The following is a 19,347-nucleotide window of genomic DNA, read 5'->3' as shown; positions in this document are numbered from 1 at the left end:
GCACCCGTTATTTTAAATAACAATGCGGCTAAGTATTTTCGAGTTACTATTGGATTGGATAAACAGAAACAGCATCAAAAGGCTTTTTATGAAGTGCATAAACCGAAAACCGTAAGTTTTCTTGCAGATCCACCTCCTAAAATCTTCATTTCCTGAATCGAGGAATCAAAAGTTTTCCCACTCAAAACTGAATCCAGTTTCCGTTTTAATATCAAAGCCAGATGTAGAATAGGCTAATTCGCTTTGAACTATATTTTCGTTTGAAGCGGATAAGCGAATAGAGGGCTTTTCATCACAAACGTTAAAACATATCAATTACAATCTACGTTACTAATTGATTATTTTAAAGATGTAGAGATGGCATTGCTGGATACAAATCAACTAAAGGAATAGCTTGCTATATCTTGTAAGCATTTAAAACCAGCAGTCTTGAAAATTTCGTTGGTCTCTAAGTTAGTCCAAAATGTTTTCCACTGGTTTTGTAATACGTTTCTGAATTAGCCATACTCCAAAAATGAACATAGTAATAATGAAAAATACAATCGGCAACTGAAAGACTGTCCAAATAGACTGTGGATAATATTTAATTTGATGCGCATTTTCAATTGTTTCAAGATATGACTCCTGATATTCAAATTGTACAATCCATTGATCGTCGGCCATTGCAACAGTTCCTAAATCATAATCATTCGGAATGATAGACTCAGTAATCTTCCCATTTTCACCAATAACAAGTTCTGCTTGTGAATAATCAATTGGATAGAAATTTTTAGGACCTTCTTGTAAATACGTGACATTATCTATATTTCCAATAGGAAATACAGCTAAATATTCTAGTTGCCCACTATATTCTTGAAAAACGGCTTGCAGTGCCATTTCATCTATATTAGCTTGTGCCGATAATACTAAGAATGTCTTTTCCATAATATCCTGTTTTTGCTGTTCAATTACTCTTGCCTCTTCTCGTTCATCGTTAAGTTCGGACAACACGTTCAAAGAGTATATAAAAAATCCAACCGTCACGAGGAGTGCAACCCAAAAGGAAATACTTAAAAATTTCCTGAAATTTTTCTGTGCATTGAAAAAATGTGCAATTTTTTGAAAAGGTTTTTTTTGATCTATGCGAGCATTAATTTCTGGTTGCTCTTGAACATCAAATTCTACACGCATTTGATTCAGAAGTTCAGCACATTGTTCGCAAGTTGCGATGTGCTGCTCTATAAATCTTGCACTTTCCTCACTGCATAGTTGATCTATATATGATGGTAATAAATCATGCACTATATAACATTCATTCTTCACTCATATACCCTCGCTCTCTTAATTTTAACTTAGCCCGGTAAAAGGTTACCCTTGCCCAATTTTCATTTTTTAGATGTATTTCTCCAATTTCTTTAAAGGTTAAGCCGCCCAGTATACGAAGTAACACGATTTCTTTATACGGTTCTTCTAACAAATGAATCATCCGATAAAGTGCAATTTTATTTTCCCTTTCGATGAGGTTGTTTTCTACTGAAGGTAATTGGTTTAGTAGATTAGGTAACTGCGGTTGTTTGATTTGTTTATCAACGTACTTATAATATGTATACTTTGCAATTTGGCAGAGCCAAACTGACATTTTACATTCGCCATTATAAGCATCGATTGAACGAACGGCCTGATAAAAAGTCTCTTGTGTTAGTTCCTCTGCTATTTCTACATTACGACAAAGGACCATTAAATATTTAAAGACTTGATCGGCATATTGTTCATAGACTTCTGTAAGCTCCCCCAATGTTCTACCTCCTTTCAACCTATATATCTAAAAAAACATCGTTTCGTTACAAACTTTTAAATTTTTTAATCATTCGATACATTTTAACATTTTTCTATGTGACTATTTGAAAGAGTAAAAGCTTTCTTAATGAGCTAATAGAAAAAAACCCAGACTGTTGGTTTCAACTTGTCGGGTTCAACTTGTCGGGTTCAATCTTTTATGCATTTCGGTTGTTTATACATTTTCAAATTTCCCAACAAATATTTACATCTTAAACTTCTTCGTTAGTAAATAAGAAAAAGGACTTTACCCCTTCTTGAAGTAAAGCACCCGTTAGCTTAAAAAATTTTTGATTTTAAATCTATAATATTTACTAACTCATCTATTGTTCCAAAGCACTTTTCGATTTCAGGTAAATGATAAAATGTACTGGTTGTTTCTATGTTATCTACTTCTTTGTTCGGAGAGTATAGATAAATTTTTTTATCATTTCCCATAGCAATACCTAATTCAATATGGCTTCCCTTTCCTGCTGGTAATAAAACAACCACAAAATCAGCTTCTATTACAGCATTTTTCTCCTTTTGACCTATTACCTTGAGTTCTTCCAATGTTGTTACGTTCTCATTTACAGTCCAGTCATATGTATGTATAAATCCTTTTTCTATTAACATTTTACTAACATGTCTAACCTGGTCTATATTTTTTAAGCTAGATGCAATATAAAATTTCATAATTTATCTCCTTTTTATTATTCTTTATCATTTCTATTAATAAATGAACACTTTCACAATTTAATATTTATTTTAACATAAATATCCAGCTCAAAATTGAAACCTATTCTTCATATTCAATTATGAGTAATCAACCTTATCCTTTAACATAACCAAATCAAAAGACACTCCTTGAACTAATTCAGGGAGTGTCTCTATTAGATGTATGTTCCTTTTTCTTCATAAGTTACATACCAGGTGTTCTCTTTTTGTAAAATGGCTGTACCGATCCATCCATCCGCAATTAGTTGCTGCTGTTGTTCAATGGCATCCATGGGTATTTCTATAAACTTAACTCCGTTATTACGAGCCACATGAATTTTTTTATAAAATACGTATCGAAGCATGCCTCCGTATTTCTTTTTTAATGCGCCTATTACCATACCTTGGCTTAGTTTGTCCTTTAAGCTGGCAATATTGAATGGTGCGACTGTTGCGCATACATGTGTATAGGGTGAAGCATCAAGGAGTTCCATAATGATTGCACCAAGCTTTTTTTGCAAACCGAATCCTCGAAATTGTGGATGAACATTCGTGATTTCTTGGTAAACCACCTTCTCAAGCTGCTCATGAGACAGACCAATATCATACCCTAAATGCTGTTCATCAACTGGTGGTACTGCCAAAGCTCGGAAAGCAATTAGTTCGTTGTCAACAAATGCTCCAATCATTAAGTTACGAACGATTGAGTCTTCATATTCTCCTACTGTTAATGGAGATAAGAAATTATCGTTTTCCATTGCTCTTAACACGATATGCTGCAAGCGTAAAATGCTATCCATATGTTCTAGAGTCAATTCACGAACAATATATTTTTTCTCTCCAAGCTTACCTTGCCATTCTTTCATGCAAACACTTCCTCTTATTTTGTCACTTTTGTAGAGAACTCAGTTAATTCCTGTAGTATTTTTTCGTCTACATCTATACCTAGTCCAGGACGTTCATTTAATTGTATAAACGGAACGTCATAATGTAAATTCCCAACATCTTTGGAGAACTTCAATGGACCCGTTAACTCTACGCTAGTAAATACTTTTTTAGAAAATGCTACTTGAAATCCTGCAGACGATCCAATAGAGGATTCCACCATGGAACCGATTTGACACTCGATGCCTGCCATCTCTGCCATATGAGCTAGTTTCATCGCTGGATAAATTCCACCACATTTCATCAGTTTAATATTCACTTTATGTGCAGCTTGTTTCTCAATTAACTCGCGCATATCCCTAAAGTTTCGTAAACCTTCATCCATCATAAGAGGGGTACTTGTTTTTGCTTTTACTTCTACCATTCCATTGAAGTCATCAGCTATTACTGGTTGCTCTAGCCAATCTAGCCCTTCTTTTTCTAACTGACGCATAGCCATAATAGTTGTAGCGCTATTTTTCCAGCCTTGATTTACGTCTACACGAATAGCAATTTCTTCTCCGACTTTTGCACGTACCGCTTGAATACGTTTCACATCAACCTGTACGTCTGTACCTACCTTCATCTTAAAGGAGGAATATCCTTCTTGTATCCTTCTTTTTGCTTCTTCTGCCATATCTGTGGGTTTTCCAATACTTAATACATGTGTCACAGGGAATTTTTCGTGATAACGACCACCTAGTAGTTGGTATACGGGAACACCAAGTTTTTTCCCTGCCAAATCGTAGCAGGCAATATCGATTGCGGCTTTTGCTGCTGGTGCCTGATAAACCGCTTTGTTCATTATTTCATGTAATCGCTCAAACTCCATAGGATTTTCTCCTATAACAGCTGGTGCTAACGTATATTTCAATAATGCATATGTACTTTCCCAAGTCTCACCTGTCACATGCTCATCAGCAACAGCCTCCCCGTAACCCACTAAACCATCATCCGTAGTAATCTTTACAATAATAGATGGCATATCATCGTAAGTATGGTAACTTATGATAAAGGGATCGATTAAAGGTAGTCGGATTGCATAAATATCAATTTCTTTTATTTTCATAAAATTTCCTCTTTTCTTTACAAGTAGAATATTTTCATTTATAGTTGTCGTTAATTAGTCGTTAAAATTTAAAAAAGGAGTTATATACATGTTAACACGTATCGCGGTACTTGGATCAAAAAATTTTATCGAGAATTTAAAAAGTTTTGAGCATGAACTTTCATCCATTCAATTGAATTATTATACATACGACAACCCTTCTGAAGCAAAATATATAATACAAGATATCAAGCCATGTGATGCGGTATTTTTTTCAGGATCATTTCCCTTTGTTTACGCTACAGGATCAATCGAAAAACTACCTATTCCGGTCTTTTATTTGAAACAAGATGAAAACGCTATCACAACAACCTTATTATCAGTTTGCTCAGCTAAAGCAACTTCCATCCAGAAACTTTCTATCGATTTAATACATCCAGAAAGTGTCCAAAGTGTATTGGAGGATATCGGTCAAAGTGATCAGTCTCCGTATTTAATGAAAATAGATACATCCTATGATTTGAAAGAGATTATCTCATTTCATACAAATTTACAAGAAAGCGGTAAATCCATTCTCGCAATTACGAGTATTCATGCAGTCTATAAAGCCTTAAAAGACAATAATTTGGCTGTAATTCGAATGATTGACCCTAAACGATCTATTATTAAAGGAATAGAGGATACAAAATCACTCGCACTTCTTTTTAAAAGTCAGTCTGCAAAAATTGCAGTAGGTTATATCCAGTCAACAATAGAAGATTCTTTATCCGAGCATAACATTAAGCAAATCGCAGCTACTATTCAAGCTACTATTGTAAAAGAAGCGGATAATTTGTATACCCTGTTTTCCACACAAGGTGATGTTCAAGAAGCTTTAACTAAAAACAGTATTGCTAGTTGGATGAATTTGTCTTCCTCTCCACTTAAAATTGCATTTGGCTATGGTAAAACCGTTATAGATGCTACCCAAAACGCAAAAGATGCCTTATCTTATACAACTGATAATACGGCTTATCTATTAACGGATTCCAAGGTATTGGTCGGGCCGTATCCTAATAACAGTCAACAGATTCGTTTAAAAAATAACGATCCACAGCTTGTGCAAATAGCAAAGGAAACAACTTTAAGCCCAGCAAACTTATCTAAAGTTATACAGTTTAGTCGTTCAAGAAAGTCCACAGAATTTACTGCATATGATTTAGAATTCTATTTACAGGTAAGTAGACGTACGACCGAACGTATCCTAAAAAAACTAACGGATCATGGATATGCACAAGTCGTTGGGGAAGAAATGACCTATCAGCAAGGCAGACCACGCGCTATATATGAGCTAAACTTTCCTACTTATAATTAGCTGAATTATAATAACAAAAAGGGGTTCCACGAGAACCCCCTTTTTTATGTTTAGTGCTTGCACATTTTTATGCTTCTGCAGCTTCTTTGTTTAATATCGCCGCTTTTTCAGATTCAGATATTTTTTGAATTGTAAAGCCTGTTGTTGCATAGATAATAGAAATAATTGGTACCACAAAGTTTAAAATAGCAAATGGGGCATATTCTGCTACCCCTACGCCTAATGTTCCCAAAATAAACACTCCACACGTATTCCAAGGAACGAAGACCGAAGTAAGTGTTCCCCCATCCTCTAAAGCTCGCGATAAATTTTTAGAATGTAATCCTATTTTTGTATACGTAGTTGAAAACATACGAGCTGGAACAACGATGGAAATGTATTGCTCTGAGCAAGTAGCATTTGTTGCAAAACAAGCAACAATTGTTGAAGCTACTAAAGATCCCGCTGATTTTGCAAATTTTAAGATTTGGCGCATGATAGATTGTAGCATTCCGGAGTATTCCAATATACCTCCGAATGTCATTGCAACAATCGTCATGGATACAGTGTACATCATTGAATCTAAACCACCACGGTTAAACAAATCATCAACCATCGCATTTCCAGTGTCAATCACGTATCCACTTTGTAGAGCCCCAACTGCATCTGCAACGCTTCCACCTTGGATAAGTATTTGAGATAAGAACCCTAATAAAATTCCCACGATCAATGCCGGTATAGCTGGTACTTTCAGTGCTACTAATACAATTACTGCAAGCGGTATTAATAATAACCATGGTGAAATAACAAAGCTTTGATTTAACATAGATATCGTTTGATTAATAGCTTCTTGATCAATATTACTTGATTTATAGCTATTTCCTAGGAATGCATATACTCCTAAAGCAATTAAAATTCCTGGTATCGTCGTAAATAACATATGTTTAATGTGAACAAAAAGATCTGTTCCTGTTAACCCCGCTGCAAGGTTTGTTGTATCGGATAATGGTGACATCTTATCTCCAAAATAAGCGCCTGAAATTACGGCTCCAGCAATCATTCCAGCTGGAATTCCCATACTAAGTCCAATACCCATTCCCGCAACACCAATTGTTCCCATAGTCGACCAAGAACTACCGATTGCAAGAGAAACAATAGCACAAATAACACAAATAGTTACTAAGAAGAAAGCAGGAGTAATAATTTTCAAACCATAATAAATCATAGTTGCAACAACTCCGCCGCCAATCCATGCACCAATTATTAATCCTACCAAAATAATAATAACTACTGCTGGTAGTGCCAGTTTAATACCTTTGTACATCATTTCTTCGATATCAGACCATTTAAATCCATGTTTCCATGCAACAATTGCAGCAACAGTTGTTCCAACGATTAATGGAATATGTGGTCCCTGCTCTAAATTTATTATTGTAATAACCATAGTAATAATCATTACTAGTAATGGCGTAATCGCCCAAAGCAATGACATTTCCCTTTTAGTAACCGCTTTCTTTTCTTCCAAAACATTTCCCCCTCACAACTATTACGACAATTCTAAATTGACGTTTAATAGTCGTTAATAGAGTAATAATAAATGGAAATGGGGAGCTAGTCAATACTATTTTGATAGACTTGAAAGCGTTTCCGCTATTACTTTAGCTCCCATAAGTAAAGAATCTCTGTTAAAAGTCATATTAGGGTGGTGCAATCCTGGTGACAAATCAGCGCCAATGCCAATCATTGCAGCCTTTACTTCAGGATGTCTAATAGTATAAAAATGAAAATCATCGCTACCTGAAGTAATTACTTCTTCTGCTAAGTTTTCCATACCTATAGTTTCAATAATTGCTGCTTTTGCAACTGCTGATGCTTCCTTCGATACTTCAGCACCTGGTGTAATGTCTTGAAATTCCCACTCGATTTCTATATCAAATAATTGTTGAATTGTATTCAAGTCTTTGTCGATCCGATCTTTCATTTGAAATAAAATACTATTCTTCGCCGCTCTCACATCGATTGAAAATGTAGCAATACCTGGAATAATATTTGAATTCTCTCCACCTGCTTGAATCTTCGTTAACTTCGCAGAATACGATTCGAATGGTGAAAAGTATATATTTTTCAACGCTTGATGAATGGCCATTGCTACATCGATTGCGTTTTTTCCTTGATGAGGTCTAGCACCATGAGCATCAATTCCTTTTATCTTACCCTCTACAAACAATGCTGCCCCATGATGTATAGCAGGTGCAACTTTTCCAAATGGAAGTTCCTCAATCGGTCGTAAATGTACTCCAAAAAGATGTGTGACGTCCTCCAGGGCTCCTCGGTCTATCATGGAGTTTGCGCCATTACCTTTTTCCTCTGCCGGCTGGAAGATAAAACGAATTCGTTTGTTTAGTTTTTCATCCTTCAATAGCAATAACGCTCCCAATACCATGGAAATATTGGCATCATGTCCACAAGAATGATTGGCACGGAACTCTCCATTTACTTCTTGCCATAGCGCATCAATATCGGCACGAACAGCAATTACTTCTGTTCCTTCTCCGATTTCTGCTAGTAATCCGGTTACATCGTCAAATCTTCGATAGGAAATATTTAAACCATCTAAAATTTCGGCGAGTTTATTCGTAGTTTCGTATTCCTTCCAGCTGATTTCTGGATATTTATGAAAGTGGTTAAACCACTGTAAAATTTGACCTTCAACTTGCATTTAACTACACTCCTTTTTAACGCGATAATTTATCCTATGATTTCACAAACTCGTCCTATTTGTCCATCTGTCAATCGCACTTTTATGCCATGTGGATGAAAAGAAGAATTCGTTAAGAGATCTTTCACAATACCTCTTGTTTTTTCTCCTGATCGTTGGTCTTTTTTCAAAATAATATATACTTCCAACCCTGGTTTTACGTCTTTTCTATTTTGCCCATTCATTTTAGCTTCACCTCTTTTTGTATCGTACCACTTTCTCTCTTCCCTTTCAGTATTATATTACTTGATGTCCAGTAATGTTTAGTGCATCAAGCGAACAGGAATATTAAAAAGAAGGGATTTCGTAGAATAAGAGGTGAAGAGAATGGAAATATATACAATTGGACACTCCAGCCACTCACAGGAATTATTCGCGAGAATGTTAATAGAGAATAATATCGAGCTCTTAGCGGATGTTAGGGCATTTCCAGGAAGTAGAAAATGGCCGCAATTTTCAAAAGATGAATTTCCTAAATGGCTTTCTCAAGAAGGAATACTATACGAACATTTTTCAAAACTTGGAGGCAGACGTAAAAAGTCAAAAGAAATAAGCGAAGAGATAAACGCAGGATGGCGCAACCAATCTTTTCATAATTATGCTGACTATACTTTATCGGAGGATTTTCAATTAGGTATAAATAGACTCTTAGAAATGGCCAAAGATAAAACTACAGCCTATTGTTGTTCGGAACGCCATCCTTCTCGCTGTCATCGTTTACTGATCAGCAATTGGCTAGTTGCGAACGGTCATATTGTAAAGCATATTATCGATGGAAAAGATGGTGAAATTGAATTAGTGTATCATGAAGTTGGTATTTGGGGAGCTCCTGCACAAGTTAATGAAAGTGGGGTAGTAACATATCCTTCTCTTTAGCCTATCCAACAGAAAATATAACTTGTATTCTCACTTTGGTATAATGGCAAAAATGATCGACATTAATAGCAGGGTGGCTACAAGATGACGTGTTTCCGAAAAGTAATGATTTCGAAAGAAAGGCTCCTAACAAAACAAAACGCAAAAACTTCAGATAATTTTGCGCAGCAACTACTAGAAAGTATGGATTCGAATGGACTTAGCGGACAAGATTTGATTGATACATTTAATCAAGCAAAAAATAATGTTGGCTGGACTGCATTTAAAAGAGACACTGATAAATGAGCATAAATAACAGCCTGATTGTTATATCCTTAAATAACTTCGTGTGAAGTCTCTGTTTTTGGAAAATGCACTACGTACATGCTATACTGATGAAGGATTTATTTGAAAAAAGGAGTGTTTTAAATGACAAAAAAAGGTTATTTTTTAATGGATTCTGGAGAAAAAATTGAATTTGATTTATTCCCAAATGAGGCACCAAACACAGTAGCAAACTTTGAAGAGTTAGCAAACAGCGGATTTTATAACGGAGTAGTTTTCCACCGTGTAATTCCTGGCTTCGTTAGCCAAGGTGGAGACCCAACTGGTACAGGTATGGGCGGAAGCGGCAAAACGATCAAATGTGAAACTGTTGGAAACCCACACAAACACGAAGCAGGAAGCCTTTCTATGGCGCATGCTGGTAAAGATACAGGTTCTAGCCAATTCTTCATCGTGCATGAGCCACAACCACACTTAAATGGTGTTCATACTGTTTTTGGTAAAGTAACAAGTGGTCTTGAAGTAGCAAAAGCGATGAAAAACGGCGCTAAAATGGAAAAAGTAGAAGTTTTCGACGCTGAATAATAATAGCACTGGAGTCTGGACGGAGATTCACTTGTAGAGAGTTTCCTACACTCCAAAGAATTTTATAATTTCCTAAAGAATAAGCAAAAAGCAGCTCCCAAAAACTTGGGTAGCTGCTTTTCTTATAATAATAACGATATTCCAAATATAAGAATTAGAGGTACAAGTAATACAATCCAGCTTATTGGATGAGCAAAATTTAATGTCCATCCTACACCAAACCGCTTTTCCACCATAATGCTCGGATCATTTTTGTTCATGTAAAACAGGCCGCCCTTCCAGTATCGGTCCTCGTCAATAGCTATCTTGTTTTCTACCGTTGGGCTGTCTCCTTCTACTTTTAACTTAGATCCACTTTGCCCTACTTTGATAGCATAAATACCGATAACAATAAATATTAGGATTAAAAAAGCTAAAGGTAAAAACCACATGACTAAAGCTGACGAGATTTCAGGGTGAATCGTTTGTAAATGGAAATATCCTAGCAGAAGTGTTATCCCAATTGTGATGAAGAGCGCAAGTAAACTTGTATATCTTCTAAATGCAAGCTGTTGTGCAAGTGAGGTTTTTTTGTTGACTGGATTAATACGGGCACCCGAAAATTTCATCCCCTCACTCATTAAAAGAAACATAACTTGCATTACGAGTAATATAAGCGGCAGTGCAATTACACTAAAATATGTTTTTTCACTAAACGCATCTGCTTCCCCAGTTGGTCCCCAATGCGTAGGAATCATTTCTGGCATTTGATCATATTTCATAAATGTATAAATGATTAAACCTACAGTAACAATCATAGGAATGATAAAGATTACACGAGGTATTAGCTTGAGCTTTTCCTGAAATTTTACATCTACTACTCTCACTTCGCTCTTACCATCTAACCATCCTTGCGTCTCTTTCAGTTTTTTCACTCGAACATGCATCATAAAATAGTAACTGATGCTCACGAATAAAGTGATAAACTGAACAATCACACTCACTAGAACTAGCATTTCCTCTGATGGATTTTGCGTCATTCCCCACAATAGGTAGCCGAAAAATAAGATTATGCCGAATGTTAATACAAATCTTGTGTAATTGGATTTGTGTTTTACCACCACTGAATCTTTCGTATGTCCTTCTGGCACATACACACCAAATGCTTCTGTTGGCTTTAAGAATTTTGGCATAAATGCTTGTAAAACAGTGATAAATAATAGAATGAATCCAAAAAGCGCAATAATCATTCGTTCCCCTCCTCAATGTTTTGTACAAGCTTACGTACCATTAGTACTAGTTCCTCTTCTGAGAGGTTCAGAACTAACCCTTCTGTTACATATGGACGTAGCTGCGCTACTAGTTTTTGCTTTTTTTCTTCAGTCGCCTTCGAAACAACATTTGGCTGAATAATAACACCTGATTTTGCCACTATTTGTATAAGCTCTTTTTCTTCTAGATAGTGATAAGCCTTGTTAACTGTATGCATATTCATCCCGAGATCGCTCGCAAATGCTCTTACAGATGGTAGGGAGTCTCCTGCTTTTAGTTCACCTCGTACCATTCCCTCCATTAGTTGGTGGGCAAGCTGCAAATAAATGGGGACATCAGAATTAGAATTTATCTCAATAAACATGAAGTCACCCTCTCTTATTTCTGTTATACATATAGCATAACACATTTGTTATACATATAGTAGAGCAATTACCAAATAAAAAAATCCTACTTAAAATCTAAGTAGGATAGGCATTTACTTTATAAGGTATTGTTTTCCTTTTTCATAATAGACCTTCATTTCCTTAGAAGGAACCATTCCTCCGCCAGTTGCCCAAACAATATGAGTTGCATTTTGTAAGGAAACTCCTTGTTTAGTCAGGTGAATTGGTCCTGTCATTCCAGCGAGTGCAGATGGCTCTAATAAAATATTCTCGGTATCTGCCAATAAAGCTAGTAGCTCATATAACGTTTTATCATTAATTGTGTAACTTCCACTAATAAGCTTCTCTAAAGTTTTCCCCACAAATCCAGATGGTCGGCCGACAGCTAATCCATCCGCATCCGTTTTGTTATCAAGTCCGATATCCGCTACGGAAATCTTCTCATGTAATCCCGTCATTAGCCCTAGGAGCATGCATGGAGAACTTGTTGGCTCCGCGAAATAGCAATGCACATGATCTCCGAATAACAACTTTAGTCCAAATGCTACTCCACCTGGACCCCCACCAACTCCGCAGGGCAAATATACAAACAGCGGATGCTCGGCGTCAACTATGATTTTCGATTGTTCCAATTGAGTTTTTAGCCTACTTGCTGCAACGGCATAACCTACAAATAAATCGATAGAATTTTCATCGTCTATAAAAAAGCAAGAAGGATCCTTTTCCGCCTGCTTCCTACCTTCCAATACTGCAATACTATAATCAAAATCATATTCTACTACTATTACGCCTTTTGAACGAAGCATGTCCTTTTTCCATTGTTTCGCATCGCTAGACATATGAACAGTTACTTGAAATCCAAGCTTCGCACTCATTATCCCTATGCTGAGCCCTAGATTCCCGGTAGAGCCGACTGCAATGGAATAGTTAGAGAAAAATTGCTTGAATTTTTCAGTGTAGAGTACTGCATAGTCATCTGTTTCTTTCAGTAAACCTTCTTTTATTGCCAGCTGCTCTGCAATTTTAAGAACCTCATAAATTCCGCCACGTGCTTTAATAGATCCCGAGATTGGCAAGGCATTGTCACATTTTAAAAGCAATTCTCCAGTCAACTCTGTTTGAAAGAATTCCTTTAAGGCAGATGCCATCTTTGGAATTTTCACAAGTGGCGACTCAATAATTCCTTTTGCTTTTTCTGTCTCTGGGAAAGCAATACGTAAATAAGAGGCAAAGCGATCTAAACGATCGCTCGCATCTTGCACCATTTCAGCAGTAACAGATACGTTTTTTAATGCATCTCCTGCTTTTATAATACTAGGATTGAACCAAATTATTTCTTCTTTGTTTTGCATATTAAAGATTAAAGGAAAAGTCATTCCTAATTGCTGTATATCCATAATGTAAACCCTTTCTATTCTAGGCTCAACACATGCGTAACATCCGGTGAGCGCTCGTCAAATATGAATCCGTTCGCACGGTAAAATGAATCTGCCTTCGCTGATTCTGTCTTTGTCGTTATTTCTTTAAAATGGCCTTTGGCGTTTTCAGAAACTGCCTTTAATAGTTCACTTCCTACACCTCTTCGACGATACGTAGGTAAAGTGTAAAATCTGTATAGTCGAGCTGAGTTGTCAGCCTCGCTAGCGGTATTTCGAAACAAACCACCAATTGCTACTAGTTCATCTTCATCCCATGCGCCATAAATTGCCTCTCCACGTTCACTGAAACGATGTGTTCCGTCTTCATATTCTGATGCTAATCTGGACACGAAGCGATACCCTTCTTTTTCACTTTCTTGAATTAGTTTGGATACGTTGACTGCGTTCAAATCTGAAATATTTTTCACTTCGATTGACATATACGTGCCTCCATTCTATTTTTGAAAAATGAACTCTTTGTTACTTTCTATAAAGGAAGGCGAATCCCCTCTATACGTTTAATATATTTAAATCATCCACTTATTATACTGTCACGTGGTCGCTACACGTTAGATTACAGCGTGACTTAAAGAAACGGAATCTAATCAGTAATTGGTCCAACGAAACTATATTTAAAAAGTAAAACCAAAAGAAATTCACAAAAAAAATAAGCCCATGCTAGTCAACCTGCATGGGCTTTCGTATGTTATTTTATAGCAGCTAGTCTAGCTTCTACTTCTTCTTCAGATAACTTATGTTCTGCAATATAGCGGTTGCGTGGATGCTCACGACATTCATCGGAACAACTGCGTAAATACTTGTGTTCGTTTTCTTCTGAGCAAAGGATTTTATCATTACAATCAGGATTTGCACAGTTTACATAACGTTCACATGGCTCTCCTGTGAAATGATCCTTTCCTACGATGACATGCTCCACTTGGTTAATCGGCACAGCGATGCGCTCATCAAACACGTACATTTGGCCATCCCATAGTTGACCGCGTACTTCTGGATCTTTGGCGTAAGTAGCGATTCCACCGTGTAGTTGACCTACACCTTCAAAACCTTCTCTTACTAACCAACCTGAGAATTTTTCACAGCGAATCCCACCAGTACAATATGTCAGTACTTTTTTACCTTCAAACATTTCTTTGTTCTCTAGCATCCAGTCTGGTAAGTCACGGAAGTTGCGGATATCTGGTCGTATTGCTCCTCGGAAATGTCCTAGGTCAAATTCATAGTCATTACGAGCATCGATAACGACTGTATCTTCTGCTTGCATTTGTTCGAAAAACTCTTTTGGAGAAAGATATTGTCCTGTTAGTTCATTTGGATTAATATCTTCTGCTAATCCTAAATGCACGATTTCTTTCTTCGGACGAACATGCATTTTTTTGAAGGCATGTCCTTCTGCTTCATCTATTTTGTACACCATGTCTGCAAAGCGTTCGTCTGCTTTCATCATGTTGATATATGCGTCAGTTTGTTCGATCGTTCCTGAGCACGTTCCATTTATTCCTTCATCTGATACTAAAATACGCCCTTTTAACCCAATTTCCTTACATGCTGCAAGATGTTCTTGTGCAAATGTTACCGGATCTTCAATTGGGACATATTTATAGTAAAGTAATACTCTGTATGCATTTGTTTCCATTTTTTACTCCACCTTTTCTAATTTTGTCCACCGTCTAATATACCAAAAAAAGTGCTAGTTGTTAAATAGATTGTTTAGTTAAAATATGGTTGTACTTTTAAATATCATCTTGTGTATTCGAATATATATAATAATTCCAACAAGTTAAGCTTAGAAAGGAGACTCTAATGCGGTTAATTTTCTCATTCCTTGTTGTCCTAAGTTTAATTTCAGGCTGTGCCAGTCAGGATTCGATACAGCCTATTGAAACTCAAGAGATTTTGTTCATTGCACACCGTGGAGCTTCTGCTTTTGCACCCGAACATACAATGACTGCATACGAAATAGCTCATCAAGCAAACGTAGATTACATTGAAATTGATTTACAAATGACGAAGGATGGAGTACTAGTTGCCATGCACGATGAAAAGTTGGATCGGACAACTGACGGAACTGGATTTGTAAAAGAGTATACTTTGAAGGAGTTAAAAAATTTAAATGCTGGGAAATGGTTTAATGAAGCAAATCCCGGGTTGGCTAATAGAGAGTTTGAACAAGAAAAGGTACCTACTTTAGAGGAGATTTTTTTGCATTTCGGAGATGATGTGAACTATTATATTGAATTGAAGTCACCACGTATTTATGAAGGAATGGAAGAGAAGGTTGTTGCTCTAATAAAAAAATATGATTTAATACAAGAAGATAACAATTTGCCAAAAGTTATTTTAGAGTCATTTAATGAAGACAGCTTAACAAAACTCCACGCACTAGAGCCGTCGCTTCCTCTTATTCAACTGCTTAGTTTCAAAGAGAAAGCCACTTTATCTAATTTGGACTTTGAACGTTTACGAGGATATGCTAGTGGAATAGGGATGCATATAAAATCAGCTGACCAAGATTTTATTCATGAAGCACAATTGAATGGGTTGCAAGTTCACCTTTTTTCTATTAAAAATGAAATAGATATGAAAAATGCAATTCAACTTGATGCAAACGGAATCTTTATAGACAATCCGACATTAAGTGAGCTCATCTTAAAGGATGGAGGTTAGAATCCTGCTTGTAGAGCATGCTCGCATAATTTATGAAAGCTTGTTTCAAATTTTTCATTGTCTTCTTTTTGACGTTTTTTTGGTCCCCTCAAACGACCACCAGCCTGTCTAATCTTCTTGGATATATGGCGACTATCGAGAAGCTGTTCAATATTTTCAGGTGTATACCATCTCCCGTTTTGATCGATTGCAAACCCTTGTTTAGCTAAAACCATCGCCGCTAAACCATAGTCTTGGGTCACGACAATGTCACCTTTTTTTACTCTATTAACTAGAACAAAATCTACTGCATCTGCTCCTTTGGATACCATTATTGTATCTGCACCATCTCGTTGCATATAATGCGCGGTATCACAAAGCAAAGTTATCTTCATATTAAATTTTCTTGCCACTTGAATAGTTAAGTCCACTACTGGACACCCATCTGCATCGACTAAAATATTCACCATTTTATGCACCTCATTTTAACTTGCTTGTATTCCATTGTATTATATCCAATTTAGTAAAGTACAATGAATTAGAAAAACTGCTGCTTCATTTTCATGTGTGAAAAAAACGTCCAAGATACTGGACGTTTTACTTTTCGTATGCTCCTAATATTTCTACCGCTTTTTCAGTCATAGATGTATCCACTGCCTTATCAAAGTCTACTTCCCCGCTAATAGCTCCATTTCCTTTGTAAGCATTATATTGTTTTAACACATCGTCTAAAAACATTTTCCCATCTGGGTCTAATCCAGTTACAAATACTTTTTCCCAAAGAGCAGAATCTTTTAATGATGTGTGCTTAGTCATAATATCTATAATTTCAGCTTTGTTTTCACCTTTGATAAAGGCATCGTTATAGTCACGAACTCCTTTTAAATAGGCAGCCATAAACCGTAGAGATACATCTTTTTCATCACTCATAAATTGTGGAGATCCAAGAACCATTGCAATTTGAGATTCTGGTGCATAATCCGTTGCATCTCCAAAGCGATGATGAAATCCATTTTCAATCCCTTGTGCTATTAAAGGCTCTATTTGAAGTGCTGCATCAATCGATCCGTTTTCAATGGCACCTAGCATACTCCCGAAATCCGCAAGTAATACTAACTCCACATCTTCAGACGTTAGTCCAGCATGCTTTAGCATTTCCAAATAAATATATTCATCAATCGAGTTTTTAGAGGATATGGCAATCTTTTTACCCTTAAAATCCTCATAATCTTTTATTTCATCTACCATTTGATTTCCTATTACAAATGAAAAGTAGGATTTTCCTGGAACATTATGCCCTTTGTCTGCAATAATTTTCACGTCAATTCCTTGTGCAATGGCATTAAAGAACGACGCAGTCGATACCCCTCCTGCGATATCTACATCTCCAGAGGCAAGAGCTGGCAACATTTCATCACTATTCGAGAACACTGCAAACTCTACATCTATATTGTACTCCTCAAAGTATCCTTTTTCTTTTGCAATATAAAATCCCGCTCCAGAGGCAGATCCATCCTCTGCAATAATAACCTTTACTTTTTTATCTAGCGGTGCAAGATCTCCCGAAGGATTGTCTTTACTCACCTCATCATTTACTCCAGATGTATTGTCCTTATCCTTAGAACTACATGCACCAAGTAAAAGTACAATAGACACGGTTATTAAAAAAAACCACTTTTTCACACATTTCCTCCTTACTTTCTCGACTTTTGAACTTCCTGTTGCAGGTGATTCCAAATTGTTATAAACTGCTCAGCCATTTCCAGATTTGCACGAACTTGCTCGATCGTACGTGGTCTTGGTAGAGGAACTTTTATTTCTTCTACTATTTTTCCTGGTTGAGCACTCATCAACACGATACGGTCACTTAATAACAAAGCTTCATCGATACTATGCGTAATAAATATCACCGTTTTTTTTGTCTCGGACCAAATAGAAAGCAGTTCTTCTTGTAAGATGAATTTGTTCTGTTCATCCAGTGCTGCAAATGGTTCATCCATTAGTAGAATTTCGGGATCATTCGCAAATGCACGTGCGATGCTTATACGTTGTTTCATACCGCCGGAGAGTTCTTTCGGGTATAGCTTGGAAAATTTGGTAAGACCAACTTTTTTCAAATAATAATTGGTTTGCTTACGAACAAATTCTTTCGGCAAATGACGCATCTTCAGTCCAAATGCAACGTTTTCTTCCACAGTCAACCAGGGAATGACTCCCTTCTCTTGGAAGACCATCGATTGTAGTGGTCGAAAGTCTGTATCTGACTCGATTGAAAATGTACCCGAACTTGGCTGCTCCAGGTCAGCTAAAATTCGCAGTAAAGTTGTTTTCCCACATCCACTTGGACCGACTATACAGACAAACTCGCCTTCAGCAACATTTAACGTAATATTTTGTATAGCTGTTACACTATTATTTTTCTTATAAAATACTTTCGTCAGATTATCGATAGAAATTTTCACTGGTTGGTCCATTTAATCACCTCCAAGGGACAATTTTTCTTTGTAGACCACGTAAGAAAAGAGAAAACAAAAATCCAAAGAAAGAAATGAGTATCAATCCGACGAACATCTCTTTTAACATAAATGCTTTGTAGGAAGTCCAGATCAAATAACCAATACCTGATGTGGCACCCATCATTTCAGCCGCGACAATCGTAAGAAGTGCAATCGCCTGCCCCATCTGAATACCTTCTAGCATTACGGGAAGTGCACCTGGGAATGCAATTCTAAGAAAGAAGTCGGTTGGACTTGCTCCATAATTTTTGGCTACATCTAAATGAACTTTTTCTATATTCAATACACCAGCGACAGTATTGATGACCACCGGGAAAAATACACTACCTGCAATCGTAACAACTTTTGAAAAGTCTCCAATACCAAAAAGGATAATAATAATAGGGAGTAAAGCCAAAGTTGGAATAGGCATAAATGCCATGATAATCGGCGAGATAAAATGCCGGATCGGTGCATACAATCCCATGAGAAGTCCGATAAGTATTCCTGGTATAACCCCCAATAAAAATCCAGCGGCAATTCTATATAAAGAGACGGAAATATGAGTCCATAGCAACCCACTTGTCATCAATTCAAAAAAAGTAGAAACAATGGCAGATGGTGGTGGAAAAAATCTTATATCAAGTACACCTGTTCTTGAACAAATTTCCCATAGTAAAAGAATGAAAATAGGAGAAACAATAGTTAGTAATTGCTTTCCGCGTTCTTTTACCTGTTGCTTCTTCCATTCCTGTTGTTCCGTTTCATAGGGATTGTATAATTTGCCCTCTTTTTCCTCCTGCATTTTTCACCACCTCTTGTAAAAATAATATG

Annotated in this window: 22 protein-coding genes; 5 read left to right on the top strand and 17 right to left on the bottom strand. The window is 36.6% G+C overall.

Going from position 1 to position 19,347, the window contains the following annotated elements:
- Nucleotides 1-453: 453 nt before the first annotated feature.
- The 5 genes from BLR36_RS17250 to BLR36_RS17230 all read right to left on the bottom strand — a co-directional run bounded on the left by BLR36_RS17250 (nucleotide 454) and on the right by BLR36_RS17230 (nucleotide 4,504).
- Entirely contained in the window at nucleotides 454-1,302 is an 849-nt protein-coding gene (locus tag BLR36_RS17250) for a zf-HC2 domain-containing protein (RefSeq protein WP_093062977.1), read from the bottom strand.
- Nucleotides 1,292-1,774: an RNA polymerase sigma factor gene (locus BLR36_RS17245; protein WP_093062976.1), complete on the bottom strand. Its 483-nt coding sequence runs from the start codon at nucleotides 1,772-1,774 to the stop codon at nucleotides 1,292-1,294. The genes BLR36_RS17250 and BLR36_RS17245 overlap by 11 nt, the downstream gene beginning before the upstream one ends.
- A gap of 320 nt (nucleotides 1,775-2,094) precedes the next feature.
- Complete coding sequence (locus tag BLR36_RS17240; RefSeq protein ID WP_093062975.1) at nucleotides 2,095-2,490, bottom strand: group-specific protein; 396 nt, start codon at nucleotides 2,488-2,490, stop codon at nucleotides 2,095-2,097.
- 197 nt (nucleotides 2,491-2,687) lie between these two features.
- A complete protein-coding gene (locus BLR36_RS17235) occupies nucleotides 2,688-3,377 on the bottom strand; it encodes a hypothetical protein (RefSeq protein ID WP_093062974.1) in 690 nt (229 codons plus the stop codon).
- Between the two features lie 14 nt (nucleotides 3,378-3,391).
- The gene (locus BLR36_RS17230; protein ID WP_093062973.1) at nucleotides 3,392-4,504 is read right to left on the bottom strand and encodes a mandelate racemase/muconate lactonizing enzyme family protein; all 1,113 of its coding nucleotides are present in this window, start codon (nucleotides 4,502-4,504) and stop codon (nucleotides 3,392-3,394) included.
- An 88-nt stretch (nucleotides 4,505-4,592) separates the two neighbouring features.
- Between BLR36_RS17230 and BLR36_RS17225 the strand changes: the two genes are divergently transcribed.
- Nucleotides 4,593-5,837 carry a hypothetical protein gene (locus BLR36_RS17225; RefSeq protein WP_093062972.1) on the top strand — a complete coding sequence of 415 codons (1,245 nt, stop codon included), beginning with the start codon at nucleotides 4,593-4,595 and terminating at the stop codon, nucleotides 5,835-5,837.
- A gap of 67 nt (nucleotides 5,838-5,904) precedes the next feature.
- On the opposite strand, the gene nhaC is transcribed toward BLR36_RS17225, so the two are convergent.
- The 3 genes from nhaC to BLR36_RS17210 form a co-directional block, all read right to left on the bottom strand.
- Nucleotides 5,905-7,308 carry a Na+/H+ antiporter NhaC gene (gene nhaC / locus BLR36_RS17220; protein WP_093063010.1) on the bottom strand — a complete coding sequence of 468 codons (1,404 nt, stop codon included), beginning with the start codon at nucleotides 7,306-7,308 and terminating at the stop codon, nucleotides 5,905-5,907.
- A gap of 129 nt (nucleotides 7,309-7,437) precedes the next feature.
- Nucleotides 7,438-8,535: an amidohydrolase gene (locus tag BLR36_RS17215; RefSeq protein ID WP_093062971.1), complete on the bottom strand. Its 1,098-nt coding sequence runs from the start codon at nucleotides 8,533-8,535 to the stop codon at nucleotides 7,438-7,440.
- Nucleotides 8,536-8,564: 29 nt separating this feature from the next.
- Nucleotides 8,565-8,759 carry a YwbE family protein gene (locus BLR36_RS17210; protein ID WP_093062970.1) on the bottom strand — a complete coding sequence of 65 codons (195 nt, stop codon included), beginning with the start codon at nucleotides 8,757-8,759 and terminating at the stop codon, nucleotides 8,565-8,567.
- A 142-nt stretch (nucleotides 8,760-8,901) separates the two neighbouring features.
- Between BLR36_RS17210 and BLR36_RS17205 the strand changes: the two genes are divergently transcribed.
- The 3 genes from BLR36_RS17205 to BLR36_RS17195 all read left to right on the top strand — a co-directional run bounded on the left by BLR36_RS17205 (nucleotide 8,902) and on the right by BLR36_RS17195 (nucleotide 10,299).
- Nucleotides 8,902-9,450 (top strand): DUF488 domain-containing protein, encoded by a 549-nt coding sequence (locus tag BLR36_RS17205; protein ID WP_093062969.1) that lies wholly within the window; start codon nucleotides 8,902-8,904, stop codon nucleotides 9,448-9,450.
- A gap of 84 nt (nucleotides 9,451-9,534) precedes the next feature.
- The gene (locus BLR36_RS17200; RefSeq protein ID WP_093062968.1) at nucleotides 9,535-9,735 is read left to right on the top strand and encodes a hypothetical protein; all 201 of its coding nucleotides are present in this window, start codon (nucleotides 9,535-9,537) and stop codon (nucleotides 9,733-9,735) included.
- Nucleotides 9,736-9,858: 123 nt separating this feature from the next.
- Nucleotides 9,859-10,299, top strand: coding sequence for a peptidylprolyl isomerase (locus tag BLR36_RS17195; RefSeq protein ID WP_093062967.1), 441 nt, complete (start codon nucleotides 9,859-9,861; stop codon nucleotides 10,297-10,299).
- A gap of 122 nt (nucleotides 10,300-10,421) precedes the next feature.
- On the opposite strand, the gene BLR36_RS17190 is transcribed toward BLR36_RS17195, so the two are convergent.
- From BLR36_RS17190 to BLR36_RS17170, 5 genes are all read right to left on the bottom strand, one after another.
- Complete coding sequence (locus tag BLR36_RS17190; protein ID WP_093062966.1) at nucleotides 10,422-11,528, bottom strand: DUF1648 domain-containing protein; 1,107 nt, start codon at nucleotides 11,526-11,528, stop codon at nucleotides 10,422-10,424.
- Nucleotides 11,525-11,914, bottom strand: coding sequence for a GntR family transcriptional regulator (locus tag BLR36_RS17185; protein ID WP_093062965.1), 390 nt, complete (start codon nucleotides 11,912-11,914; stop codon nucleotides 11,525-11,527). The genes BLR36_RS17190 and BLR36_RS17185 overlap by 4 nt, the downstream gene beginning before the upstream one ends.
- 114 nt (nucleotides 11,915-12,028) lie before the next feature.
- On the bottom strand, nucleotides 12,029-13,336 hold the full coding sequence (locus tag BLR36_RS17180) for a D-serine ammonia-lyase (RefSeq protein ID WP_093062964.1): 1,308 nt from the start codon (nucleotides 13,334-13,336) through the stop codon (nucleotides 12,029-12,031).
- An 11-nt stretch (nucleotides 13,337-13,347) separates the two neighbouring features.
- Complete coding sequence (locus BLR36_RS17175) at nucleotides 13,348-13,794, bottom strand: GNAT family N-acetyltransferase (RefSeq protein ID WP_093062963.1); 447 nt, start codon at nucleotides 13,792-13,794, stop codon at nucleotides 13,348-13,350.
- A 266-nt stretch (nucleotides 13,795-14,060) separates the two neighbouring features.
- On the bottom strand, nucleotides 14,061-15,008 hold the full coding sequence (locus BLR36_RS17170; RefSeq protein WP_093062962.1) for an oxygen-dependent tRNA uridine(34) hydroxylase TrhO: 948 nt from the start codon (nucleotides 15,006-15,008) through the stop codon (nucleotides 14,061-14,063).
- Between the two features lie 167 nt (nucleotides 15,009-15,175).
- Between BLR36_RS17170 and BLR36_RS17165 the strand changes: the two genes are divergently transcribed.
- Nucleotides 15,176-16,039 carry a glycerophosphodiester phosphodiesterase family protein gene (locus tag BLR36_RS17165; RefSeq protein WP_093062961.1) on the top strand — a complete coding sequence of 288 codons (864 nt, stop codon included), beginning with the start codon at nucleotides 15,176-15,178 and terminating at the stop codon, nucleotides 16,037-16,039.
- Here the strand turns inward: BLR36_RS17165 and BLR36_RS17160 are convergent.
- The 4 genes from BLR36_RS17160 to BLR36_RS17145 form a co-directional block, all read right to left on the bottom strand.
- Nucleotides 16,036-16,488 (bottom strand): YaiI/YqxD family protein, encoded by a 453-nt coding sequence (locus BLR36_RS17160; protein WP_093062960.1) that lies wholly within the window; start codon nucleotides 16,486-16,488, stop codon nucleotides 16,036-16,038. The two genes, BLR36_RS17165 and BLR36_RS17160, sit on opposite strands and share 4 nt — an antisense overlap.
- Before the next feature lie 127 nt (nucleotides 16,489-16,615).
- Nucleotides 16,616-17,701, bottom strand: a complete 1,086-nt coding sequence (locus tag BLR36_RS17155) for an ABC transporter substrate-binding protein (RefSeq protein WP_093062959.1) — start codon at nucleotides 17,699-17,701, stop codon at nucleotides 16,616-16,618.
- Between the two features lie 11 nt (nucleotides 17,702-17,712).
- Complete coding sequence (locus BLR36_RS17150) at nucleotides 17,713-18,492, bottom strand: ABC transporter ATP-binding protein (protein ID WP_093062958.1); 780 nt, start codon at nucleotides 18,490-18,492, stop codon at nucleotides 17,713-17,715.
- 4 nt (nucleotides 18,493-18,496) lie between these two features.
- Complete coding sequence (locus tag BLR36_RS17145) at nucleotides 18,497-19,318, bottom strand: ABC transporter permease (RefSeq protein ID WP_093062957.1); 822 nt, start codon at nucleotides 19,316-19,318, stop codon at nucleotides 18,497-18,499.
- Nucleotides 19,319-19,347: the final 29 nt, after the last annotated feature.

The sequence above is a fragment of the Psychrobacillus sp. OK028 genome (assembly GCF_900103605.1).
Classification (GTDB): domain Bacteria; phylum Bacillota; class Bacilli; order Bacillales_A; family Planococcaceae; genus Psychrobacillus.
Note: the sequence above shows the minus strand (reverse complement) of the source record. Positions and strands in the feature narration are given on the sequence as shown.

What these genes read in the sequence shown, in the direction of transcription:
- BLR36_RS17240 (WP_093062975.1), bottom strand. Translation starts at nt 2,490, where the DNA reads ATGAAATTTTATATTGCATCTAGCTTAAAAAATATAGACCAGGTTAGA.
- BLR36_RS17235 (WP_093062974.1), bottom strand. Translation starts at nt 3,377, where the DNA reads ATGAAAGAATGGCAAGGTAAGCTTGGAGAGAAAAAATATATTGTTCGT.
- BLR36_RS17230 (WP_093062973.1), bottom strand. Translation starts at nt 4,504, where the DNA reads ATGAAAATAAAAGAAATTGATATTTATGCAATCCGACTACCTTTAATC.
- BLR36_RS17225 (WP_093062972.1), top strand. Translation starts at nt 4,593, where the DNA reads ATGTTAACACGTATCGCGGTACTTGGATCAAAAAATTTTATCGAGAAT.
- nhaC (WP_093063010.1), bottom strand. Translation starts at nt 7,308, where the DNA reads ATGTCATTGCTTTGGGCGATTACGCCATTACTAGTAATGATTATTACT.
- BLR36_RS17215 (WP_093062971.1), bottom strand. Translation starts at nt 8,535, where the DNA reads ATGCAAGTTGAAGGTCAAATTTTACAGTGGTTTAACCACTTTCATAAA.
- BLR36_RS17210 (WP_093062970.1), bottom strand. Translation starts at nt 8,759, where the DNA reads ATGAATGGGCAAAATAGAAAAGACGTAAAACCAGGGTTGGAAGTATAT.
- BLR36_RS17205 (WP_093062969.1), top strand. Translation starts at nt 8,902, where the DNA reads ATGGAAATATATACAATTGGACACTCCAGCCACTCACAGGAATTATTC.
- BLR36_RS17200 (WP_093062968.1), top strand. Translation starts at nt 9,535, where the DNA reads ATGACGTGTTTCCGAAAAGTAATGATTTCGAAAGAAAGGCTCCTAACA.
- BLR36_RS17195 (WP_093062967.1), top strand. Translation starts at nt 9,859, where the DNA reads ATGACAAAAAAAGGTTATTTTTTAATGGATTCTGGAGAAAAAATTGAA.
- BLR36_RS17190 (WP_093062966.1), bottom strand. Translation starts at nt 11,528, where the DNA reads ATGATTATTGCGCTTTTTGGATTCATTCTATTATTTATCACTGTTTTA.
- BLR36_RS17185 (WP_093062965.1), bottom strand. Translation starts at nt 11,914, where the DNA reads ATGTTTATTGAGATAAATTCTAATTCTGATGTCCCCATTTATTTGCAG.
- BLR36_RS17175 (WP_093062963.1), bottom strand. Translation starts at nt 13,794, where the DNA reads ATGTCAATCGAAGTGAAAAATATTTCAGATTTGAACGCAGTCAACGTA.
- BLR36_RS17170 (WP_093062962.1), bottom strand. Translation starts at nt 15,008, where the DNA reads ATGGAAACAAATGCATACAGAGTATTACTTTACTATAAATATGTCCCA.
- BLR36_RS17165 (WP_093062961.1), top strand. Translation starts at nt 15,176, where the DNA reads ATGCGGTTAATTTTCTCATTCCTTGTTGTCCTAAGTTTAATTTCAGGC.
- BLR36_RS17160 (WP_093062960.1), bottom strand. Translation starts at nt 16,488, where the DNA reads ATGGTGAATATTTTAGTCGATGCAGATGGGTGTCCAGTAGTGGACTTA.
- BLR36_RS17150 (WP_093062958.1), bottom strand. Translation starts at nt 18,492, where the DNA reads ATGGACCAACCAGTGAAAATTTCTATCGATAATCTGACGAAAGTATTT.
- BLR36_RS17145 (WP_093062957.1), bottom strand. Translation starts at nt 19,318, where the DNA reads ATGCAGGAGGAAAAAGAGGGCAAATTATACAATCCCTATGAAACGGAA.